We start from the raw sequence: 20144 nt of genomic DNA on the forward strand, positions 1-20144 counted from the left end.
CTACTTGCGGTGCTGCTCGATCGCGTCGTAGACCATGCCGACCAGCAGCTCGTCGGCGTCCCGGCGGCCGAACTCGGCGGCCGCGCGGGACATCTCGTACAGCCGGTGCGGATCGCCCAGGACCGGGAGCACGTTGTCCTGCACCCAGTCCGGGGTCAGCTGGGCGTCGTCGACCAGCAGGCCACCGCCGGCGTTGACCAGCGGCTGGGCGTTGAGCCGCTGCTCGCCGTTGCCGATCGGCAGCGGGACGAAGGCGGCCGGGAGCCCGACGGCGGACAACTCGGCGACGGTCATCGCGCCCGCGCGGCAGAGCATCATGTCGGCCGCGGCGTACGCAAGATCCATCCGGTCCACGTACGGTACCGGGACATAGGGGGGCATTCCCGGCATGTTGTCCACGTGCGGCAGTTCGTTCTTCGGGCCGACCGCGTGCAGCACCTGGATGCCGGAGCGCTGCAACGCCGGGACCGCGGCCTGGACGACCTCGTTCAGGCGGCGGGCGCCCTGGGAACCGCCGGACACCAGCAGGGTCGGCAGATTGGGGTCGAGGCCGAACGCGGCGCGCGCCTCGGGGCGCATCGCGGCGCGGTCCAGGGTGGCGATGGAGCGGCGCAGCGGAATGCCCACATAGCGGGCGCCGCGCAGCTTGCTGTCCGGGGTGCTGACGGCGACGTACGTGGCGTAGCGCGAACCGATCTTGTTGGCCAGACCGGGGCGGGCGTTGGCCTCGTGGACGACGATCGGCACGCCGAGTCGCTTGGCGGCCAGGTAGCCGGGCAGCGCCACATAGCCGCCGAAGCCGACGACGCAGTCCGCCTTGGTGCGCTCCAGGATCTGCTCGGCGGCCTTGATCGTGCCGCGCAGCCGCCCGGGGACGGTGATGAGTTCGGGGGTGGGCTTGCGGGGCAGCGGTACCGCCGGGATCAGGCCCAGCTCGTAGCCGCGCTCGGGGACCAGCCGGGTCTCCAGGCCGCGCTCCGTGCCGAGTGCCGTGATCCCCACGGTCGGGTCCTGCCTGCGCAGGGCGTCCGCGAGGGCGAGCGCGGGCTCGATGTGGCCGGCGGTCCCCCCACCGGCGAGTACGACATGCACCGAAATTCACCGCTCTCCGGACGGCCGCCTCTTAACGCGCCGTCTCATCGTCTTCCATCTCACCCCAGCCGATTTCCTGCCGGGAGCAGGCTTCCGCGCCGACCGGGCCGTCAACGCCGCCCGTGCGGCGGGCTCGTCACGCGCGAAGGCGATCAGCAGCCCGACGGCGAACATCGTCGGCAGCAGGGCGGAGCCCCCGTAGGAGAACAGCGGGAGCGGGACACCGGCGATCGGCAGGAGGCCGAGCACCGCACCGATGTTGATCACGGCCTGGGCCATGATCCAGGTGGTCACACCACCCGCTGCGTACCGTACGAAGGGGTCCTCCGTGCGTCCGGCCACGCGGATACCCGCATAGCCTAGAGCCGCGAAGAGGGCGAGCACCGACAGCGTCCCCGCCAGGCCCAGTTCCTCCCCGGTGATGGCGAAGATGAAGTCGGTGTGCGGTTCGGGGAGTTCCCCCCATTTTTCCATACTCGCCCCGAGGCCGGAACCGAAGAGGCCGCCGGAGGCCAGCGCGTAGATGCCGTGCACGGCCTGCCAGCACTGGTCGCCGGGGCCCGGATCGGTCGCGCCGATGCAGGCGAGGCGGGACATCCGGTGGGCGCTGGTCTTGATCAGCAGCAGGCCGAGCACGGTCGCGGCGCCCAGCACCCCGGCGAACAGCCGGGTCGGGGCGCCGGCCAGCCACAGCAGGCCGAAGAGGATCGCGGTGAGGATGATCGTGGTGCCCATGTCGCCGCCGAGCATGATCAGCCCGAGTACGAGAAATGTCACCGGCGTCAGTGGAACCAGCAGCTGCTTCCACTGCGTCAGAAGTCTCTTCTCCTCCTTGCGGGCCAGCAGGTCGGCGGCCCACAGGACGAGCGCGAGCTTGGCGAACTCGCTCGGTTGCACCTGGAAAGGGCCGCCCAGGCTGAGCCAGTTCTGGTTGCCGTTGACCGAGACGCCGATGCCCGGGATCTGCACCATGCCGAGCAGGAAGACCGAGCCGGCGAGCAGCGGGTAGGCCAGCGACCGGTGCCGGCGCACCGGCATCCGGGAGGCGAGCAGCAGCAGCCCGCCGCCGATGGCGGCGGCCAGCAGTTGCTTGCGGAAGAAGTACGACGGCGCCAGACCGGACTGCAGGGCCTTGATCTGGGAGGCCGAGTAGACCATCACCAGGCCCAGCACGGTGATCAGCAGGGGGGCACCGAGGATGAGGTAGTACGCCGTGAGCGGACGGTCCCAGGCGCGCCGGGCCCGGTGGTAGAGCCCGCGCGGGCCGGGCGGCGTCCGGACGACCCGCGGCGGGCGCACCTTGGCGGGGGTCCGGCGGGCCGGGCGCTGCGGCGCCGGCTTCGCCGATCGGGCGGTCATCCTCGTCCCCTCCACGGGTGCGCTCGCCGCCGGCGACGACGGCAGCGGGGAGAACCGGGCTAGTGACTCGCGGCGGCCAGCTCGCCCACCGCGTCGGCGAACGCCTCGCCCCGCTTGTTGTAATTGACGAACATGTCCATCGAGGCACAGGCCGGGGCCAGCAGCACGGTGTCGCCCGGCTCGGCCAGCCGGGCCGCCTCCCGGACCGCCTCGGACATCGCCCCAGTGTCGGTCCGGTCGAGGTCGACAACCGGGACATCCGGGGCGTGTCGCGCCAGCGCTTCACGGATCAGCGCCCGGTCGGCACCGATCAGGACCACCCCGCGCAGCCGCCCGGCGGCCGTACGCACCAGGTCGTCGAAGGTGGCGCCCTTCGCCAGTCCGCCGGCGATCCAGACGATGTGCCCGTACGCCGCCAACGACGCCTCGGCGGCGTGGGTGTTGGTGGCCTTGGAGTCGTCGATGTAGGAGACCCCGGCGACGTCCGCGATGTGCTGGATGCGGTGGGCGTCCGGGTGGAAGGCCCGCAGTCCGTCGCGGACCGCGGTGGCCGGGACGCCGAAGGCGCGGGCCAGTGCCGCGGCGGCCAGCGCGTTGGCGATGTTGTGCGGGGCGGCCTTGCCGGAGGCGGGGGCGATGTCCGCGATCTCGGCGAGCTCCTGGGCCTGCTTCTGCCGGTTCTCCACGAAAGCGCGGTCGACGAGGATGCCGTCGACGACGCCGAGTTGGGAGGGGCCGGGGGTGCCGAGGGTGAAGCCGATGGCCCGGCAGCCCTCGACCACGTCGGCCTCGCGGACCAGTTCCTCGGTCGCGGGGTCGGCGGCGTTGTAGACGCAGGCGACGGTGTTGCCCTCGTAGATCCGGCCCTTGTCGGCGGCGTATGCGGCCATGGAGCCGTGCCAGTCGAGGTGGTCCGGGGCGAGGTTGAGGACGGCGGCGGAGTGCGCCCGCACCGACGGCGCCCAGTGCAGCTGGTAGCTGGAGAGCTCGACGGCCAGGACGTCGTAGGCCGTCTCGTCGGTGCGGCCCTCGCCGAGCACCACGTCCACCAGCGGGACGCCGATGTTGCCCACCGCGGCGGTGCGCAGACCGGCCGCGGCGAGGATCGAGGCGAGCATCCGGACGGTGGTGGTCTTGCCGTTGGTGCCGGTGACCGCCAGCCAGGGCGCCGCGTCGGGACCACGCAGCCGCCAGGCCAGCTCGACGTCGCCCCAGACCGGGACGCCGGCCTTCTCGGCCGCCAGGAAGAGCGGGCTGGTGGGCTTCCACCCGGGGGAGGTCACCACCACCTCGGTGCCCTCGGGGAGGGTCTCGCCGTCGCCGAGCCGGACGGTGATCCCGAGCTTCTCCAGTTCGGCCGCCTGGGCCCGTTCGCGTTCGCCGTCGCTGCCGTTGACGACGGTGACGCGGGCGCCGAGGCCGGCCAGGGCACGGGCGGCGGGGACGCCGCTCACGCCGAGGCCGGCCACGGTGACGTGGCTGCCGGCGAAGTCCTCGGGAGCCTTCGGGTCGTACACGGTCACTTCGCCGCCTGCCAGCCGCCGTAGAAGATGCCCAGACCGACGATCACGCACATGCCCTGGATGATCCAGAACCGGACCACCACAAGGACCTCGGACCACCCCTTGAGTTCGAAGTGGTGCTGTAGTGGCGCCATCCGGAAGACCCGCTTGCCGGTCATCCGGAACGAGCCGACCTGGATGACCACGGACATGGTGATCAGGACGAACAGACCGCCCAGGACCGCCAGCAGCATCTCCGTGCGGGAGCAGATCGCCAGGCCGGCGAGCGCGCCGCCCAGCGCCAGTGAGCCGGTGTCGCCCATGAAGATCTTGGCGGGCGAGGTGTTCCACCAAAGGAAGCCGAAGCACGCGCCCATCAGGGCCGAGGCCACCACCGCCAGGTCGAGCGGGTCGCGGACCTCGTAGCAGCCGGGTCCGGCGGTGATCAGGTTGGCGCAGGACTCCTGGTGCTGCCAGATGCCGATGAAGGTGTATGCACCGAAGACCATCACCGAGGCGCCGGTGGCCAGGCCGTCGAGGCCGTCGGTGAGGTTCACGCCGTTGGACATCGCCAGGATCATGAACAGCGCCCAGAGGACGAAGAGCACCGGGCCGATCTGCCAGCCGAAGTCCTGGGTGAAGGAGAGCCGGTCGGAGGCCGGCGTGGCGCCCCGCAGGTCGGCGAACTGTAGCGAGAGCACCGCGAAGGCGATGCCGACGATCAGCTGGCCGGCCATCTTCGCCTTGGCCCGCAGGCCCAGCGACCGCTGCTTGACGATCTTGATGTAGTCGTCGAGGAAGCCGACCAGGCCCATGCCCGCGAAGAGGAAGAGCACCAGCACGCCCGAGAAGGTCGGGTCGCTGGAGGTGATCACCTTCGTCAGGGCGTAGGCGATGATCGTGGCCAGGATGAAGGAGATGCCGCCCATGGTGGGCGTGCCCTTCTTGCTGCCGTGGGTGCGGGGGCCGTCATCGCGGATGAACTGCCCGTAGCCCTTCTTGGCCAGCAGCTTGATCAGCAGGGGGGTGCCGATCAGGGTCAGGAAGAGCCCGATCGTCCCGGAGAAGAGGATCTGCTTCATGGAGTTCATCGGGACGCGGCTCCGCCCTCAGCGCCGGACACGCCCTCGTCGTCCAGCAATGCCGCGGCCACCCGCTCCAGGCCCACCGACCGGGACGCCTTCACCAGTACGACGTCTCCCGGTCGCAGCTCGCTGCGCAACAGGTCCACCGCCGCCCGCGTGTCGGACACGTGCACCGACTCCTCACCCCACGAACCCTCGTTCTTGGCGCCCATGTCGAGCCAGGCCGCTTCCCTGCCGCCGACCGCCACGAGCTTGCTGACGTTGAGCCGGACGACCAGCCGCCCGACCGCGTCGTGTTCGGCGAGCGACTCCTCGCCCAGCTCGGCCATCTCACCGAGCACCGCCCACGTCCGGCCCCCCTTCGCCCTGGCGGCGGTGCCCATGGCGACCAGCGCACGCAGCGCCGCTCGCATGGACTCGGGGTTCGCGTTGTAGGCGTCGTTGACGACCGTCACGCCGTCCGCGCGCTCGGTGACCTCCATGCGCCAGCGGGAGAGCGTGCCGGCTTCGGAGAGCGCGGCGGCGATCTCGTCTACGGGCATGCCCAACTCATGGGCGACGGCGGCCGCGGCGAGCGCGTTCGACACGTGGTGCTCACCGTACAGCCGCATGGTCACATCACTGCACCCGGAGGGTGTGTGAAGCGTGAAAGCGGGCTGTCCGAGACCGTTGAGCCGGACATTCTCGGCACGCACCGCGGCCTCCGCGGACTCGCCGTAGAGGATCGTACGAGCCTTCGTGCGGGACGCCATGGCCCGGACGTACGGGTCGTCGGCGTTGAGCACCGCCACCCCTCCGTCCTCGGCCGCGGGCAGCGCCTCGACCAGCTCGCCCTTGGCCCGGGCGATCTGCTCGCGGCCGCCGAACTCGCCGAGGTGCGCGGTGCCGACGTTGAGGACCACCCCGATCCGGGGCGGGGTCAGCCCGGCGAGGTAGCGGATGTGGCCGACGCCGCGGGCACCCATCTCCAGCACGAGGTGGCGGGTGGTGGCGTCGGCGCGCAGCGCGGTGAGCGGCAGGCCGATCTCGTTGTTGAGGTTGCCTTCCGGCCACACCGTCGGACCGTGCCGCTGGAGCAGCTGGGCGATCAGGTCCTTGGTGCTGGTCTTGCCGGCCGAGCCGGTCAGCCCGACGACGGTGGCGCCCAGCTTCTCCACGACGGCCCGGGCGAGGGCGCCCAGAGCTGCGACGACGTCGTCGACGACGATCGCCGGGACGCCGACCGGGCGGGACGCGAGGACGGCCACCGCGCCGGCTTCCACGGCGCCGACCGCGAAGTCGTGCCCGTCCACCCGCTCACCGGCGAACGCAACGAACAGGCCACCCGGGCGGACCGCCCGGGAGTCCGTGACGACCGGCCCGGCGACCTCACGGCCCGGGTCCGGTATGTCGTGCTGCTGCCCGCCGACGATGCTCGCGATCTCGGCGAGGGACAGGGAGATCACAGGTCACCCCCGGGGCCGTGCAGGAGGTGCCAACAAGAGGATTGTGCGCGCATGGCGGTGTGTCATCCCTGGTGGTTCGGCTGCTGTGACTGCTGCGACGGCTGCGATGCCATGGCGGACTCGATCGCGGCGCGCAGCACCTGACGGTCGTCGAAGGGGCGTACCACTCCGGCGATGTCCTGACCCTGTTCGTGGCCCTTGCCCGCGACGATCACGGTGTCCCCGGGCTCGGCGCGGGCGACGGCGGCGGCGATGGCGGCGGCCCGGTCCTCCTCGACCAGGACGGTGCCGCGCTCGTGGACGGGCACCTCGGCGGCGCCCGCGAGCATGGTGGCGAGGATCGCGAGCGGGTCCTCGGAGCGGGGGTTGTCGGAGGTCAGCACGGCGGTGTCGGCCAGCCGGGCGACCGCGGCGCCCATCGGCATCCGCTTCTGCCGGTCCCGGTCGCCGCCGCACCCGAGGACGGCGTGCACCTTGCCGGTGGTGACCTTGCGCAGGGCGCGCAGAACCGATTCGACGGCGTCGGTCTTGTGGGCGTAGTCGACGACCGCCAGATAGGGCTGGCCGGCGTCCACGCGCTCCAGGCGGCCGGGGACGCCGGGGATCGCGGCGACGCCGTCGGCCGCGGTCTGCGGGTCCACGCCCGCGACGGCCAGGGCCGTGATGGCGGCGAGTGCGTTGGAGACGTTGAACGGGCCGGCGATCGGTGAGGCGGCGCGCAGCGTCACGCCTCCGGGGCCGTGCACGGTGAAGGTCGAGCCGAGCGCGCCGACCTCGACGTCGGCGGCGCGCCAGTCCGCGTCCGGGTGGCCCTCGGCGGAGAACGTGGTGACCGGGACCTCGGACTCGCCGGCGGCCAGCCGGCGGCCGTACTCGTCGTCGAGGTTGACCACGCCGGCCCGGCTGCGCGCCTTGGTGAACAGCTGCGCCTTGGCCTGGAAGTAGTCCTCCATGCCGGAGTGGAACTCCATGTGCTCCGGGCTGAGGTTGTTGAAGACCGCGACGTCGAAGACGCAGCCGTCGACCCGGCCGAGGACCAGCGCGTGGCTGGAGACCTCCATGGCGACCGAGCCGACGCCGCGCTCGCGCATCACCGCGAACAGCGCCTGAAGGTCGGTGGCCTCGGGGGTGGTCCGCTCGGACTTCAGGCGCTCGTCGCCGATCCGCGACTCGACCGTGCCGATCAGTCCGGTCAGTCCGCCCACCCGTCGCCCGCCGGCCTCGCTCTCCTTGGCGGCCGCGGCCCGCAGACCGCCCTCGATGAGGTACGCGGTGGTGGTCTTGCCGGAGGTGCCGGTGATGCCGATCTGGAGGAGGTCGTCGCCCGGTGCCCCGTAGATCGAGACGGCCAGGGCGCCCATCCGGGCGCGCGGGTCGTCGACGGTGAGGACCGGCAGGCCGGTCGCGGCGGCCCGCTCGGCGCCCGACGGGTCGGTCAGGATCGCGGCGGCGCCGAGGTCGGCGGCCTGGGCGACGAAGTCGGCGCCGTGCAGACGGGCACCGGGCAGCGCGGCGTAGACGTCACCGGGCCGCACCGCCCGGGAGTCGTGGGTGATGCCGGTGACCACGACGGGCTGCGCGGCGTCAGCCGCTCCGGTGGAGCCGGTGCCCGCACCGGGGGCTCCGTCCGGGAGCGGGATCGCCAGCTGCTGGGCGAGGTCGGCCAAGGGGGTGGGGCGGACCTCGTCGGGGCGCGGCGCACCCGGATATCTGCCGGGGCCGCCCTTCTCCGCGTGCTGGGGTTTCGGGGACTGATCAGCTTGTGACACGGCGGTGAGCGTACCGGGCAGAACGGGCCCGGGGCGAAGTGAGGGCTTCTCCGGGGGGCCGTCGCCGGGCAGCTGCGGGCCGTCGGGGGTGATCGTCGTCACGGCGGTTGTGCCTCGATTTCATTCGCCTGGCTTGAAGGTGACCGGAAGCCGCGGCGGCTGCGCGCCGGTCGGGGGGACCTGGAGGGTCTTCAGTGCGAACGCCATGACCTGCTGGAAGATCGGGCCGCAGACCTGGCCTCCGAAATAGCTGCCCCGCTTGGGGTTCTGTACGGCGCAGTAGACGGTGAGGCGGGGCTTGTCGGCGGGTGCGAAACCGGCGAAGGAGGCGGTGTAGCCGTGGTAGCGGCCGGTCTTCGGGTCCACCCGGTTGGACGTGCCGGTCTTGCCGCCGACCCGGTACCCGTCGATCTTCGCCTTCGCCCCGGTGCCCTCCTCGTCGTCGACCACCGACTCCAGCATCGTGGAGAGGGTGGTGGCGGTCTTCGGGCTGACCACCCGGCTCCGGGCGGGCGCGGGGATCGGGGCGTACCGGCCGTCCGGCCCGGTGGTGCCGCGGACGAGGGTGGGGGCGATCCGCTCGCCGCCGTTGGCGATGGTGGAGTAGACGGAGGCGGCCTGGACGGCGTTGAGGGAGAGGCCCTGGCCGAACGGGATGGTGTACTGCTGCGAGGTGTTCCAGTCCTGCGGCCTGGCCAGGATGCCGTCGGTCTCGCCCGGGAAGCCGAGGCCGGTCGGCCGGCCGATGCCGAATTTCCGCAGGTAGGAGTAGAGGACCTGGTTGGCCTGGGGCTGGGTGGCACCGAGCTGGCCGGTGGCCAGGATGGTGCCGATGTTGCTGGACTTGGCGAGCACGCCGTTGAGCGTCAGGTTCCAGGTGGCGTGGTCGACGTCGTCGGAGAAGAGCCGGTCGCCGCGGTGCAGCCGGTTGGGCACGGTGACCCGGGTGTACGGGGTCGCGGCGCCCTCCTCCAGGACGGCCGCCATCGACATCAGCTTGCTGGTGGAGCCGGGCTCGTAGGCGTCGGTGAGAGCGGGGTTGCCGAGCGTGTCGGGGCCGGCCTTGGAGAGGTCGTTGGGGTCGAAGCCGGGGGCGTTGGCGAGGGCCAGGATCTGGCCGGTGCGGGTGTCCTGGACGACGACGTAGCCGCGGTCGGCGTCGGACTTCTCCACCTGCCGCGAGATGGCCTGCTGGGCCGCCCACTGGATGTCCCGGTCGATCGTCAGCTGGACGTCGGTGCCGGGGACGGCGGGGTGCTCCTGGGTGTCGGCGGTGGGCACCCGGCGGCCGCCGGACTGGGCGTAGACCAGCTTGCCGTCCTTGCCGGCCAGTTCCTTGTCGAGCTGGGCCTCCAGGCCGCCGGCGCCCTTGCCCGTGCCGTTGACGAAGCCCAGGAGGCCGGCCGCGAGGTCGCCGCCCGGGTAGACCCGCTTGCTGTGCTTGTCGGCGAAGATGCCGACCAGGACGTTGGGACGGGGGGCGCGCTTGGGGGCCGCGGCCGCCCTGGCGTCCAGCTCCTTGCGGAGGTCCTTGATCCGCTTCCAGACCTGGGGGGTGCGCTGGCGGGCGAGCAGGACGTAGCGGGAGGCGGGCTGGTCGAGCTTGGCGGCGAGGGTCTTCTCGGACTCGCCGAGGATCGGCGCGAGCAGCGCGGCGGCCTGCCGCGGGGCGTCCTTGACCTTGATCTTGGCGGGCGCCAGCAGGCTCGGGTCGGCGGTGATGTCGTACGCGTCCACGGTGGTGGCCAGCGGCACGCCGTTGCGGTCGGTGATCGCGCCGCGCTCGGCGGCCAGTTTGACCGGGACGTAGCGGTTCTCGTTGGCCTTGGCGGCGTAGGCCGCGGCGTCCACGGCCTGCACCTGCACGAGCCGGAAGACGAACGCCAGCATCACCAGCGTCAGGGCCAGGGCCACCAGCCGCAGCCGGGGGCGCGGGCTGACCGGCCGCAGCGGGCCGGCGGCCGGCCGTGGGCGGCCCGCGGCGGGGCGGCGGGCGGCGGGCGTCCGGGGCCCGCCGGAGCGGCCGGCGGACGGGCGGCCGCCGGTCCGGGCGGGGCGCGGAACGCGACGGGGGTCCCTGGGCTCGGTCATACCGCGGTCTCCGGGTCGGGCACGGGGGTGGCGGGGAGCGGCGCGGCGCCCTGCGCCCCGGGGGCCGGGGCGGCGGGACCGCGGCAGCGGCGGGCGGCGGGCGTCACGCGGTCACCTGCCGGAGGCCGACGGGGTCGACCCGGCCGGGGACTCGGCCGGCGGCTCGGACAGGCGGGCGGCGGCCGGGGTGGGCTCGTCGGGCGTGAGGACGGAGGCCGGGGCCGCGGGGGCTGCCAGCGGGCCCGGGGACGGCAGGACGCCGGGGGTGCTGGCGGCGAGCGGCCCGAAGGCGGCGCGGACGGCCGGGGCCGGCGGCGGGAGGACGGACGCCGGCGGGGCCCCCTGGGGCGTCGGCCGCAGGACCGGGCCGAGCGGCAGCGCCGCGTCGGACGCGGCCGACGGGCTGCCGGAGGACGAGACCGGGCCCGGCGCGCCGCGGATGGTGCCGTCCGGCATCAGGAAGGCCGGGTTGCCGCCCGGCACCATGCCCAGTCTGTGGGCCCGCCGCGCCAGCTCGTCGGGCGCGGAGTAGCCGTTGACCTCCTGCTGGAGCTCCTGCTGCTCGTCCGTCAGCTCGCCGGTCTTCCGCTCCAGCCGGCTCAGCTCGAACGAGCCTTGGTTGAGCGCGGAGTTGAGCAGCAGCAGGGTGATCAGCCCGGAGCCCAGGAGCACCACGACGAGCAGGACGAAGGGGGTGCGCGCGGCGGTGCCGCCGCGGGGCGGGGAGGGCAGCAGCGCGGCCAGCCGCTGCCGGCCGCGCGGGCGGCTCCCCTGCCCTGTCACGCGATGTCCTCGCGGATGCGCTCGGCACCGCGCAGCCGGGCGGGGGCCGCCCGCCGGTTCTCGGCGACCTCGTCCTCGGTGGGCAGCTCGGCGCCCCGGGTGAGCAGCTTCAGGCGCGGCTGGTAGCGCTCGGGGACGACCGGCAGGCCGGGCGGCGCGGTGTTGCTCGCGCCGGCCGCGAAGACCTGCTTGACCAGCCGGTCCTCCAGCGAGTGGTAGGAGAGCACGGCGATCCGGCCGCCCACCGCGAGCGCCTTGACGGCGGCCGGGATCGCGCGCTCGACGCAGGACAGCTCGCCGTTGACCTCGATGCGCAGCGCCTGGAAGGTGCGCTTGGCCGGATTGCCGCCGGTGCGCTTGGCGGCCTGCGGCAGCGCGTCGCGGATCAGCTCGACCAGCCGGGCGCTGTTGCTGAACGGCTCTTTCTCCCGCTCCCGGACCACCGCCGCGACGATCCGCTTGGCCTGCTTCTCCTCCCCGTAGGAGCGCAGGATCCGGACCAGCTCCCCGGGCGGGTAGGTGTTGAGGACCTCGGCGGCGCTGATGCCGGTCGTCTGGTCCATCCGCATGTCGAGCGGGGCGTCCTGGGCGTAGGCGAAGCCGCGGTCGGCCTCGTCGAGCTGCATGGAGGAGACCCCAAGGTCGAACAGGACGGCCTGGACGCGGGGCAGCCCGAGCCGGTCGAGCACCTGGGGAAGCTCGTCGTAGACCGCGTGCACCAGGGTGGCGCGGTCGCCGTAGGGGGCCAGCCGCTCACCGGCGAGCCGGAGCGCGGACGGGTCGCGGTCGAGGGCGACGAGCCGGGCCTCCGGGAACCGCTCGAGCAGCGCCTCGCTGTGCCCGCCGAGGCCGAGGGTGCAGTCGACGACGACCGCGCCGGGCTCTGCGAGCGCGGGGGCGAGCATGTCCAGACACCGCTGGAGCATGACCGGTACGTGGCGAGTGTTGCTGCTCATGCGCCTTCCGATGGTGGGCGGCAGGTGGGTCCCCGGCCGTTGGCTGGGGGATGCCGCACGTACCGCTTGGTCCCCGCCCGCTCTGAAGGGGAAGTGGCCCTCCGGCGACGGGGAAGTGACGTCGGATGACCGGTGGAGCGGGAGGAGGCCGAACCGTACGTACGGTCACGCACGCGAGGGATCCGGGTTCCAAGGAGAGCGTCACGCCTCCCACTTCGCGCCACTTTAGTCCACCTGCCGTCCCGGTCAATCAACCGGTTCCGCGCGTCCCCCGCAGGGTGTGCCCGAAGGTTTTCGGGTGGCTTTGGATGGGGACGTCCGTCCCTGTGGATTACCTCACAAGCGGTGATGTTGCCCCCTACGCCCTGCTTTCCGGAGGGGCCGAAAAAGTCCTGAACGTTTACCGTGAAGCCATGTCCATACCTGCGTCGCAGCCGCTGCCCCCGTCCGCCGACAGCACGCCCGAGGCCTCCGACGGCACGGTCACCGACCAGCTCGTCGAGGCGAACCGACGCTACGCCGCCGCCTTCACCGACCCGGGCATGGACGCCCGGCCGGTCCGCAAGGTCGCCGTCGTGGCCTGCATGGACGCCCGGATCGACCTGCACGCCGCGCTGGGGCTGCAGCTCGGTGACTGCCACACCATCCGCAACGCCGGCGGTGTGGTGACCGACGACATCATCCGCTCCCTGACGATCAGCCAGCGCGCCCTGGGCACCCGGTCGGTGGTCCTCATCCACCACACCGGTTGCGGTCTGCTCGGTCTGACCGAGGACTTCCGGCACGAGCTGGCGGCCGAGGTCGGCCAGCGGCCCACCTGGGCGGTCGAGGCGTTCAAGGACCTCGACGAGGACGTCCGGCAGTCCATGCAGCGGGTGCGCACCTCGCCGTTCCTGCCGCACACCGACGACGTCCGTGGCTTTGTCTTCGACGTGACGACGGGCCTGCTGCGGGAGATCGACCCGCAGCACTGACCTGGGACGGGACCTGTCGCGAAGGGCGGCGGGTCCCGTTCGCCTCTCCTCCCCCTCGCCCGGTTCGCCGGGCTTGTCCCATTGGCCGGACTCGAAGGGTGTGAGTTGTCCACAGGCCATGACGCGAGGCCGCGCGGGCGGCCAGAATGCGTACGTGACATCGCCCCGGCCCGAGCCGGGTGGGATGCGCGCGGGGAGGACCGGGTCCATCGAAGGGGCGTCGGCCACCCGGTGACGGGCCGAGGAGGGCCGAGTGACGACGTATGACGAACGAGCGAGCCTTGCCGATCTGACCACCACCGCCGGGCGGGTGCACCGGTCCGTGGAGGGCGTGATCGAGGGCAAGCCGGAGGTCGTACGGCTCGCACTCACCGTCCTGCTGGCAGAGGGACACCTGCTCATCGAGGACGTGCCCGGCGTCGGCAAGACGATGCTCGCCAAGGCGCTGGCCCGCTCCGTCGACTGCTCGGTGCGGCGCATCCAGTTCACCCCCGACCTGCTGCCGTCCGACATCACCGGCGTCAGTGTCTACGACCAGCAGCGCCAGGACTTCGAGTTCAAGCCCGGCGCGATCTTCGCCCAGATCGTGATCGGCGACGAGATCAACCGCGCCTCCCCCAAGACCCAGTCCGCGCTGCTGGAGTCCATGGAGGAGCACCAGGTCACCATGGACGGCCAGACCTACGACCTCCCCCGCCCCTTCATGGTCGTCGCGACGCAGAACCCGGTCGAGATGGAGGGCACCTACCCGCTCCCCGAGGCGCAGCGGGACCGCTTCATGGCCCGGGTGTCGATCGGCTACCCCAGCCCGGCGGCCGAGCTGCGGATGCTCGACGTGCACGGCGGCACCTCCCCGTTGGACGACCTGCGCCCGGTGGCGCACGCCCACGAGATCGTGCGGCTGACCGAGGCGGTGCGCACCGTCCATGTCGCCGAGGCCGTCCGCCGGTACGCCGTCGACCTCGTCGCGGCCACCCGCAGCCACCCCGACCTGCGGCTCGGCGCCTCGCCCCGGGCCACCCTGCATCTGCTGCGGGCGGCGAAGGCCGCGGCGGCCATGGCCGGGCGGGAGTTCGCGCTCCCGGACGACGTCCAGTCGCTGGCGGTGGCGGTGCTCGCGCACCGTCTGCTGCCCACCGCGCAGGCCCAGTTGAACCGCCGCACGGCCGAGCAGGTGGTGCTGGAGATCGTGCAGCGCACACCGGTGCCCGACCCGTCCGCCCCGCAGTGGCGGCAGCCCGCCCGCGGCCAGCAGCCGCCCGGCGCCCGGGGGTTGTGATGTCCGGCGGGGGGAGCACCGGGGCGCCCGAGCCGGGCGGGCCGCGCGCCGCGCTCGCGGGGCTGACGACGCGCGGCCGGTCGTTCCTGGCGGCCGGGGTGGCCGCCGCGGCCTGCGCGTATCTCCTGGGGCAGGCCGATCTGCTGCGGGTCGGCCTGCTGCTGGCGGCGCTGCCGCTGGTCTGCGTCCTGGTCCTGTACCGCACCCGCTACCGCGTCGCGGGCAGCCGCACGCTTTCGCCCGCCCGGGTGCCGGCCGCGGCCGAGGCCCGGGTCCGGCTCCGGGTGGAGAACGTGGCCCGGCTGCCCACCGGCGTGCTGATGCTCCAGGACCGGGTCCCCTACGTCCTCGGGCCCCGGCCGCGCTTCGTGCTGGACCGCGTCGAGCCCGGCGGGCACCGCGAGGTGTCCTACCGCGTCCGCTCCGACCTGCGCGGACGCTATCCGCTGGGGCCGTTGCAGCTGCGCCTCTCCGACCCGTTCGGGATGTGCGAACTGACCCGGTCCTTCAGCACGTTCGACACCCTGACGGTGGTGCCCCGCGTCGAGCCGCTGCCGCCGGTCCGGCTGGCCGGCGAGGCCGCCGGGTACGGCGACGGCCACCGGCGTTCGCTCGCGCTGGCCGGCGAGGACGACATCATCCCGCGCGGCTACCGCCACGGCGACGATCTGCGCCGGGTCCACTGGCGCTCCACCGCACGCCACGGCGAACTGATGGTCCGTCGCGAGGAGCAGCCGCGGAAGGCGCGCTGCACCGTCCTGCTCGACACCCGGGCCGTCGCCCACGAGGGCGCGGGGCCCGACTCGGGCTTCGAGTGGGCGGTGGCCGGCGCCGCGTCGGTCGCCCTGCACCTGCTGGAGCGGGGCTTCTCGGTGCGGCTGCTGACGGACACCGGCCGCGCGGTGCCCGGTCCGGAGGGCGGCGGTTTCGCGGGCGCCGGCGAGGCCGCCGACGCCGGGGGCCTGCTGCTGGACGCCCTCGCCGTCGTGGAGCACTCCGCCGAGGAGGGCCTGGCCGCGGTGTACGACGCGCTGCGCGGCGGCCCGGAAGGACTGCTGGTCGCCTTCTTCGGCGACCTGGACGAGGAACAGGCCGCGCTGGCCGGCCGGATCCGCCGGCGCAGCGCCACCGCGGTCGCCTTCGTGCTGGACGGCGACGCCTGGTCCCGGGGGCCCGGCGGGATCCGCCTCTCCCGCGGCGGGGCGCCGGTCGGCGAGCGGGTGCGGATGCTGCGCGAGGCCGGCTGGACGGCGCTGCCGGTGGCGCCCGGCGCCGCGCTGGCCGATCTGTGGCAGGCCGCGGACCGGGCGGGGGCGGCACCGGCCGCCACGGCCGGGGCGGCACCGGATCGCGGCGGGGACGGCGGCCCAGGAGGAAGCGGGGACTCGGCATGAGCGGGCGAAACGGGCGATCGGCATGAGCGGGCGGGCGCGGCTGGCGCTGTGCGGGATGGCGGCGACGCTGTGCGCCGGGGGCGCGCTGCTGCCGCTGGTGGACCCGGTCACCTGGATGTTCCAGGCGGCGCTGCTGCTGGCGCTGGTGACGGGGGCGGGCGCGCTGGCCCGGCGGATCCCGCTGGCCCGGCCGCTGACCATCGGCGTCCAGGCACTGGCCGCCGCCCTGCTGCTCACCGTGGCGTTCGCCCGCGGCCAGGCGATCGCCGGGCTGCTGCCGGGCCCGGACGCCGTCACCGCGCTCGCCGACCTGGCGCACGCCGGCGTCCGGGACGTCGGCCGGTACGCCGTCCCGGCCCCGGTCACCCCCGGCATCCGGCTGCTGCTGGTCTCCGGGGTGCTGCTGATCGGCCTGATCGTGGACGCCCTGGCGGTCACCTACCGCAGCGCCGCGCCCGCCGGGCTGCCGCTGCTCGCGCTCTACTCCGTGGCGGCGGGGCTGTCCCAGGGCGGCTCGGGCTGGCTGTGGTTCGTGGTGGCGGCCGCCGGCTATCTGCTGCTCCTGCTCGCCGAGGGCCGCGACCGGCTCACCCAGTGGGGCCGGGTCTTCGGCGGTCCGTCCGCGGGCGCGGGCCGGCCGGGCGAGCGGCCCGGCGGTCCGGTGCCGATCCGCCGCGGGCGCCGGATCGGCGCGCTGGCGCTGGGCGTCGCACTGCTGGTGCCCGCCGTGCTGCCGTCCCTGGACGGCGGGCTGCTCGGCCCGAACGCCGCCGGCGAGGGCCCGGGCGGTGGAGGCGGCACCATCTCCGCGGTGAACCCCCTGGTCTCGCTCCAGGACAGCCTCAACCAACCGGAGGACCGCGAGGTCCTCAACTACCGCACCACCGCCCTCGACTCCCGCGAGATGTATCTGCGGATCGTCGCCCTGGACCAGTTCGACGGCACGGCCTGGAAGCCCTCCGAGCGCACGGTCACCGACGTCCCCGGCGAGCTGCCGCGGCCGCCCGGCCTCAGCCCCGACGTGGCCGTCACCCGGATCAACACCTCCCTGTCCACCGCCCAGTGGTACGCCCAGAACTGGCTGCCGCTCCCCTATCCGGCGGCCAGGGTGGAGATCCCCGGCCGCTGGCGGTTCGAGCCCGAGGGCCGCACCCTGGTCGGCGACCGCGGGCAGAACACCCACGGCCTCCAGTACCAGGCCGAGAGCCTCCAGGTGCGGCCCACCGCCCGCCAGCTGGCCTCGGCCGCGCCGCCGCCCGCCGCGCTGCAGCGCGAGTACACCAAGGTGCCGGCCTCGCTCCCCCCGATCGTCCGCACCACCGCACGCCAGGTCACCCGCGGCGCCCGCACCGCCTACGACAAGGCGGTCAAGCTCCAGGACTGGTTCGCGCTCTACGGCGGCTTCACCTACAACACCGAGGTCCGGGCGGGCAGCGGCACCGAGGCGATCGCCCGTTTCCTGCGCGACAAGGAGGGCTTCTGCGTCCACTTCTCGTTCTCCATGGCCGCGATGGCCCGCACGCTGGGCATCCCGGCCCGGGTGGCGGTCGGCTTCACGCCCGGCACCCGGCAGCCCGACGGCACCACGTCGGTGGGCCTGAAGGACGCGCACGCCTGGCCCGAGCTGTACTTCCAGGGCGTCGGCTGGACGCGCTTCGAGCCGACCCCGAGCCGCGGCAGCGTCCCGGACTACGCCTACCCGGACACCTCGCAGACACCGGGCGCCGGCGGCCCGGAGCACGCGCCGGCCCCCTCCGCGGTGCCCTCCACCGGCCCGTCCGCGGCCCCGCCCTGCGGCGCCGGCGACCGTCGGACGGACTCCCGGCCGGACTGCGCGGCCGCTCCCCCGGTGCCGACGGCCGGCCCGCCGGGCGGTGGGCCCTCGCCCTGGACGCTCGCGGCCGTCGTCCTCGCCGCACTGCTGGTCGTGGCACTGCCCGCCGCGCCGGTGCTGTGGCGGAGCCGGGTCCGCGCCCGCAGGCTGACCGGCGACCCGGGCGGTGACGCCGCGGCGGGCACCCTCGCCGCCTGGCAGGAGCTGCTGGACACCGGCTGGGACTTCGGGATCTTCCCGGACGAGTCGCTGACGCCGCGCACGGCCGCGGCCCGGATCATTCGCATCGGGGAACTGCAACCCGACGCCGCGGCCGCCGCCCGGCGCGTCGCGGCGGCGGTCGAACAGGTCCTGTACGCCCCGCGACCGGCCCCGGTGGACGGGCTCGCCGCCGACGTCCGACAGGTGCACGCCGGCCTGCGGGACGGGGCGCCGCGTGCCCTGCGGCTGCGCGCGCGGCTCGCCCCACGCTCGGCGGCCCGGCTCCGCCATGCCTGGGCGGCACGCGGGTCGGCCCTGCGCCTGCGCTGCCGGGACAGCCGCCCGGCCACCGTGGCCCGGCGCGTCACGGCCACCCTGCGCACGGCCGGGTGGCGGCGCGGCGAACGGACGTAGGCGGGGTCGGGTGCCCGCGCGGCGTGGTGCGCGGGCACCGGCAGAACGTAGGCGGCACGCCTGACGGAACGGCACGGTAAGAGGAGCGGAAGCGGGGCGGTCCCGGACCCTCAGGGCCGCCCGCGGATGGTGCGGAGACCCCACGGAGGTCACAAGCCACGGGCGTCACGCAGCGACGCGCGCCGGACGGCGCGAACCCCGGACGCCTCAACAGGCATGCCGAACGTCAGTGAATCACCGGGGCCGGCCCGGCCCGAGGCCCGACCCCACGGCCCGTTCCCTGGGTCCCGGGGAACGGGAAACCGGTCATCGGCCCCTCGCCGAGGCCGGGAAAATTGGCCGGATCCGTGCCGCGGAATCCGAGGAGGAGAACGCGTCGGGCGCCAGAGCGGGAGCTTCGGGGGCGCCGGTCAGTGGCCCTGCTGCTCGTCGCGGCGACGCTGCCAGCGGTCCTCGATGCGGTCCATCATCGAACGGCGCGACCTGACCTGGCGGCGGGCCTGCGTCCCGGCCGGGCGCGCACCACGCTCACCGGGCTTGGGGGCCTTGCGCCAGCCGGTGACGGCCAGGACGGCGCAGCCCAGCATGACGAGGAAGCCGACGATGCTGACCCACCAGATCTGCTGCGCGACCATGCCGGCCATGAGCAGGCCGATACCCACCAGGAAGCCCGCGGCCGCTTGGTAGACCCGTCGCCGGGTGTACGTGCGCAGCCCGCTTCCCTCAAGCGCTGTCGCGAACTTGGGATCTTCGGCGTACAGCGCTCGCTCCATTTGCTCGAGCATGCGCTGCTCGTGCTCCGAGAGCGGCACGGAGTCCTCCTACTCGTCGGTCGCGGGGGGCGACCGGGTGCGGCCCCTTCAGGATAGGCAGGGAATCGCCCCCGTGAAACCCGCCCCTCAACGCCACTTCACCGTCCGCACCGCCGCGGCTGCGCGGTGGTGATGCTGGCTGCATTCCCCACCCGCCTGTCCGTCATGCCGGAACGTGGTACCCCGATCATACGGGGCGAAGCGGCTGTTCGGGTGGCCTGTGGCCGACCGCACGCGGTACTCGCGGGCGTCGCCCGGTCCCCTCGGCGGCGCTGCCGCGCGGTCGGCCGCAGCGGGACCGGGCGGCCGCACGGCCGGTCAGTCGCGCTCGGCGAGGACGTGCAGCTGGGTGGCGACGGAGTGGAACGCGGGCTGCTCCGCCGCGGCGGCCTCCAGCTTCAGCAGGGCGTCCACCGCGCCGGGCTCGGTGTCGACCAGGACGCCGGGGACCAGGTCGGCGAAGATCCGCACCCCGTGCACCGCACCGACCTGGAGGCCGCTGCCGGTGACCAGGTCGGTCAGCTGCTCGGCGGTGAACCGGCGGGGCACCGGGTCGCCCTCGCCCCAGCGGCCGGCCGGGTCGGTGAGGGCCCGGCGGGCCTCGGTGAAGTGGCCCGCCAGGGCACGGGCGAGGACCGCCCCGCCCAGGCCGGCGGCGAGCAGGCTGAGGGTGCCGGCGGGGCGCAGGGCGCCGACGGCGTTGCGCAGGCCCTCGGCGGGGTCGTCGACGTACTCCAGCACGCCGTGGCAGAGCACCGCGTCGTAGCCGCCGCGCTCGACGACCTGGAACAGGCCGTGGGCATCGCCCTGGACACCGCGGATGCGGTCGGCGACCCCGGCCTCGGCGGCTCGGCGCTCCAGGGCGAAGAGGGCGTTGGGGCTGGGGTCGACGACGGTGACGCGGTGGCCGAGACGGGCCACCGGGACGGCGAAGTTGCCGCTGCCGCCGCCGGTGTCGAGGACGTCCAGGGCGTCGCGCCCGGCGGCCTTGACCCGGCGCTCCAGGGCGTCCTTGAGGACGTCCCAGACCACGGCGGTACGAAGGGAGGCGCGCGGGCGCAGCGGGTCAGACACGGTGGGTGGCTCCTCGGCGGGGCAAGAACATCCAGTCGCTCACCACCCTATTCCGTATTCCGCCGGGTGCGGCGCCCGGC

15 protein-coding genes are annotated in these 20144 nt (G+C 74.0%); 4 read left to right on the forward strand and 11 right to left on the reverse strand.

Annotation, left to right across the window (positions count from 1 at the left end):
- The 9 genes from murG to rsmH all read right to left on the reverse strand — a co-directional run bounded on the left by murG (position 1) and on the right by rsmH (position 12082).
- Entirely contained in the window at positions 1-1092 is a 1092-nt protein-coding gene (murG, locus tag K2224_RS26050) for an undecaprenyldiphospho-muramoylpentapeptide beta-N-acetylglucosaminyltransferase (protein ID WP_221908926.1), read from the reverse strand.
- A gap of 6 nt (positions 1093-1098) precedes the next feature.
- A complete protein-coding gene (gene ftsW, locus K2224_RS26055) occupies positions 1099-2451 on the reverse strand; it encodes a putative lipid II flippase FtsW (RefSeq protein WP_221908927.1) in 1353 nt (450 codons plus the stop codon).
- 59 nt (positions 2452-2510) lie between these two features.
- On the reverse strand, positions 2511-3974 hold the full coding sequence (murD, locus tag K2224_RS26060; protein WP_221908928.1) for a UDP-N-acetylmuramoyl-L-alanine--D-glutamate ligase: 1464 nt from the start codon (positions 3972-3974) through the stop codon (positions 2511-2513).
- Complete coding sequence (mraY, locus tag K2224_RS26065; RefSeq protein ID WP_221909930.1) at positions 3971-5035, reverse strand: phospho-N-acetylmuramoyl-pentapeptide-transferase; 1065 nt, start codon at positions 5033-5035, stop codon at positions 3971-3973. The genes murD and mraY overlap by 4 nt, the downstream gene beginning before the upstream one ends.
- Before the next feature lie 5 nt (positions 5036-5040).
- Positions 5041-6483, reverse strand: coding sequence for a UDP-N-acetylmuramoyl-tripeptide--D-alanyl-D-alanine ligase (gene murF, locus K2224_RS26070; RefSeq protein WP_221908929.1), 1443 nt, complete (start codon positions 6481-6483; stop codon positions 5041-5043).
- 62 nt (positions 6484-6545) lie between these two features.
- The gene (locus tag K2224_RS26075) at positions 6546-8354 is read right to left on the reverse strand and encodes a UDP-N-acetylmuramoyl-L-alanyl-D-glutamate--2,6-diaminopimelate ligase (RefSeq protein ID WP_221908930.1); all 1809 of its coding nucleotides are present in this window, start codon (positions 8352-8354) and stop codon (positions 6546-6548) included.
- 18 nt (positions 8355-8372) lie between these two features.
- The gene (locus K2224_RS26080) at positions 8373-10343 is read right to left on the reverse strand and encodes a penicillin-binding protein 2 (protein ID WP_221908931.1); all 1971 of its coding nucleotides are present in this window, start codon (positions 10341-10343) and stop codon (positions 8373-8375) included.
- A gap of 111 nt (positions 10344-10454) precedes the next feature.
- Positions 10455-11126 carry a septum formation initiator family protein gene (locus K2224_RS26085; protein WP_221908932.1) on the reverse strand — a complete coding sequence of 224 codons (672 nt, stop codon included), beginning with the start codon at positions 11124-11126 and terminating at the stop codon, positions 10455-10457.
- A complete protein-coding gene (gene rsmH / locus K2224_RS26090; RefSeq protein ID WP_221908933.1) occupies positions 11123-12082 on the reverse strand; it encodes a 16S rRNA (cytosine(1402)-N(4))-methyltransferase RsmH in 960 nt (319 codons plus the stop codon). Before rsmH ends, K2224_RS26085 begins: the two co-directional genes overlap by 4 nt.
- Before the next feature lie 413 nt (positions 12083-12495).
- On the opposite strand from rsmH, the gene K2224_RS26095 reads away from it, so the two are divergent.
- The 4 genes from K2224_RS26095 to K2224_RS26110 all read left to right on the forward strand — a co-directional run bounded on the left by K2224_RS26095 (position 12496) and on the right by K2224_RS26110 (position 18178).
- Positions 12496-13056: a carbonic anhydrase gene (locus tag K2224_RS26095; protein ID WP_221908934.1), complete on the forward strand. Its 561-nt coding sequence runs from the start codon at positions 12496-12498 to the stop codon at positions 13054-13056.
- Positions 13057-13309: 253 nt separating this feature from the next.
- Complete coding sequence (locus tag K2224_RS26100; RefSeq protein WP_221908935.1) at positions 13310-14335, forward strand: MoxR family ATPase; 1026 nt, start codon at positions 13310-13312, stop codon at positions 14333-14335.
- Positions 14335-15729, forward strand: coding sequence for a DUF58 domain-containing protein (locus K2224_RS26105; RefSeq protein ID WP_221908936.1), 1395 nt, complete (start codon positions 14335-14337; stop codon positions 15727-15729). The genes K2224_RS26100 and K2224_RS26105 overlap by 1 nt, the downstream gene beginning before the upstream one ends.
- A 22-nt stretch (positions 15730-15751) precedes the next feature.
- Entirely contained in the window at positions 15752-18178 is a 2427-nt protein-coding gene (locus tag K2224_RS26110; RefSeq protein ID WP_221908937.1) for a DUF3488 and transglutaminase-like domain-containing protein, read from the forward strand.
- Positions 18179-18588: 410 nt separating this feature from the next.
- On the opposite strand, the gene K2224_RS26115 is transcribed toward K2224_RS26110, so the two are convergent.
- Together K2224_RS26115 and K2224_RS26120 are read right to left on the reverse strand one after the other, a co-directional pair.
- Entirely contained in the window at positions 18589-18990 is a 402-nt protein-coding gene (locus K2224_RS26115) for a DUF3040 domain-containing protein (protein ID WP_221908938.1), read from the reverse strand.
- A gap of 318 nt (positions 18991-19308) precedes the next feature.
- Positions 19309-20064 carry a bifunctional 2-polyprenyl-6-hydroxyphenol methylase/3-demethylubiquinol 3-O-methyltransferase UbiG gene (locus K2224_RS26120; protein ID WP_221908939.1) on the reverse strand — a complete coding sequence of 252 codons (756 nt, stop codon included), beginning with the start codon at positions 20062-20064 and terminating at the stop codon, positions 19309-19311.
- Positions 20065-20144: the final 80 nt, after the last annotated feature.

The sequence above is a fragment of the Streptomyces sp. BHT-5-2 genome (genome assembly GCF_019774615.1).
GTDB lineage: Bacteria > Actinomycetota > Actinomycetes > Streptomycetales > Streptomycetaceae > Streptomyces.